Here is a 2,817-nt window from a genome sequence, read left to right as displayed (position 1 = left end):
GAAGTGAAACATCTTCGGGTTGTGAGGTTAAGCGACTAAGCGTACACGGTGGATGCCCTGGCAGTCAGAGGCGATGAAGGACGTGCTAATCTGCGAAAAGCGCCGGCGAGGTGATATGAACCCTTGACCCGGCGATGTCCGAATGGGGAAACCCAGTGTGATTCGTCACACTATCGTTAACTGAATACATAGGTTAACGAGGCGAACCGGGGGAACTGAAACATCTAAGTACCCCGAGGAAAAGAAATCAACCGAGATTCCCCCAGTAGCGGCGAGCGAACGGGGAGCAGCCCAGAGTCTGAATCAGCTTGTGTGTTAGTGGAAGCGTCTGGAAAGTCGCACGGTACAGGGTGATAGTCCCGTACACGAAAGCACACAGGCTGTGAACTCGAAGAGTAGGGCGGGACACGTGGTATCCTGTCTGAATATGGGGGGACCATCCTCCAAGGCTAAATACTCCTGACTGACCGATAGTGAACCAGTACCGTGAGGGAAAGGCGAAAAGAACCCCGGCGAGGGGAGTGAAAAAGAACCTGAAACCGTGTACGTACAAGCAGTGGGAGCACCTTCGGGTGTGACTGCGTACCTTTTGTATAATGGGTCAGCGACTTATATTCTGTAGCAAGGTTAACCGTATAGGGGAGCCGAAGGGAAACCGAGTCTTAACTGGGCGTTAAGTTGCAGGGTATAGACCCGAAACCCGGTGATCTAGCCATGGGCAGGTTGAAGGTTGGGTAACACTAACTGGAGGACCGAACCGACTAATGTTGAAAAATTAGCGGATGACCTGTGGCTGGGGGTGAAAGGCCAATCAAACCGGGAGATAGCTGGTTCTCCCCGAAAGCTATTTAGGTAGCGCCTCGTGAACTCATCTTCGGGGGTAGAGCACTGTTTCGGCTAGGGGGCCATCCCGGCTTACCAACCCGATGCAAACTACGAATACCGAAGAATGTTATCACGGGAGACACACGGCGGGTGCTAACGTCCGTCGTGAAGAGGGAAACAACCCAGACCGCCAGCTAAGGTCCCAAAGTCATGGTTAAGTGGGAAACGATGTGGGAAGGCCCAGACAGCCAGGATGTTGGCTTAGAAGCAGCCATCATTTAAAGAAAGCGTAATAGCTCACTGGTCGAGTCGGCCTGCGCGGAAGATGTAACGGGGCTAAACCATGCACCGAAGCTGCGGCAGCGACGCTTATGCGTTGTTGGGTAGGGGAGCGTTCTGTAAGCCGTTGAAGGTGGCCTGTGAGGGTTGCTGGAGGTATCAGAAGTGCGAATGCTGACATAAGTAACGATAAAGCGGGTGAAAAGCCCGCTCGCCGGAAGACCAAGGGTTCCTGTCCAACGTTAATCGGGGCAGGGTGAGTCGACCCCTAAGGCGAGGCCGAAAGGCGTAGTCGATGGGAAACAGGTTAATATTCCTGTACTTGGTGTTACTGCGAAGGGGGGACGGAGAAGGCTATGTTAGCCGGGCGACGGTTGTCCCGGTTTAAGCATGTAGGCGGAGGTTCCAGGTAAATCCGGTACCTTTTAACGCTGAGGTGTGATGACGAGGCACTACGGTGCTGAAGTAACAAATGCCCTGCTTCCAGGAAAAGCCTCTAAGCATCAGGTAACACGAAATCGTACCCCAAACCGACACAGGTGGTCAGGTAGAGAATACCAAGGCGCTTGAGAGAACTCGGGTGAAGGAACTAGGCAAAATGGTGCCGTAACTTCGGGAGAAGGCACGCTGATATGTAGGTGAAGCCCCTGCGGGTGGAGCTGAAATCAGTCGAAGATACCAGCTGGCTGCAACTGTTTATTAAAAACACAGCACTGTGCAAACACGAAAGTGGACGTATACGGTGTGACGCCTGCCCGGTGCCGGAAGGTTAATTGATGGGGTTAGCGGCAACGCGAAGCTCTTGATCGAAGCCCCGGTAAACGGCGGCCGTAACTATAACGGTCCTAAGGTAGCGAAATTCCTTGTCGGGTAAGTTCCGACCTGCACGAATGGCGTAATGATGGCCAGGCTGTCTCCACCCGAGACTCAGTGAAATTGAACTCGCTGTGAAGATGCAGTGTACCCGCGGCAAGACGGAAAGACCCCGTGAACCTTTACTATAGCTTGACACTGAACACTGGTCCTTGATGTGTAGGATAGGTGGGAGGCTTTGAAGCGTGGACGCCAGTCTGCGTGGAGCCGTCCTTGAAATACCACCCTTTAATGGCTGGTGTTCTAACGTAGACCCGTAATCCGGGTTGCGGACAGTGTCTGGTGGGTAGTTTGACTGGGGCGGTCTCCTCCCAAAGAGTAACGGAGGAGCACGAAGGTTAGCTAATCCTGGTCGGACATCAGGAGGTTAGTGCAATGGCATAAGCTAGCTTGACTGCGAGAGTGACGGCTCGAGCAGGTGCGAAAGCAGGTCATAGTGATCCGGTGGTTCTGAATGGAAGGGCCATCGCTCAACGGATAAAAGGTACTCCGGGGATAACAGGCTGATACCGCCCAAGAGTTCATATCGACGGCGGTGTTTGGCACCTCGATGTCGGCTCATCACATCCTGGGGCTGAAGTAGGTCCCAAGGGTATGGCTGTTCGCCATTTAAAGTGGTACGCGAGCTGGGTTTAGAACGTCGTGAGACAGTTCGGTCCCTATCTGCCGTGGGCGCTGGAGAATTGAGGGGGGCTGCTCCTAGTACGAGAGGACCGGAGTGGACGCATCACTGGTGTTCGGGTTGTCATGCCAATGGCACTGCCCGGTAGCTAAATGCGGAAGAGATAAGTGCTGAAAGCATCTAAGCACGAAACTTGCCCCGAGATGAGTTCTCCCTGA

1 rRNA gene is annotated in these 2,817 nt (G+C 53.6%); it reads left to right on the top strand.

The features are described from left to right. Window positions 1–25 precede the first annotated feature (25 nt). Window positions 26–2,817, top strand: a 23S ribosomal RNA gene (locus APU11_RS01365); the annotation flags it as partial.

This window comes from Enterobacter sp. 50793107 (assembly GCF_001463365.1).
In the GTDB taxonomy this organism is placed as follows: Bacteria; Pseudomonadota; Gammaproteobacteria; order Enterobacterales; family Enterobacteriaceae; genus Enterobacter; species Enterobacter cloacae.
This window is presented reverse-complemented; position numbering and strand designations above follow the sequence as displayed.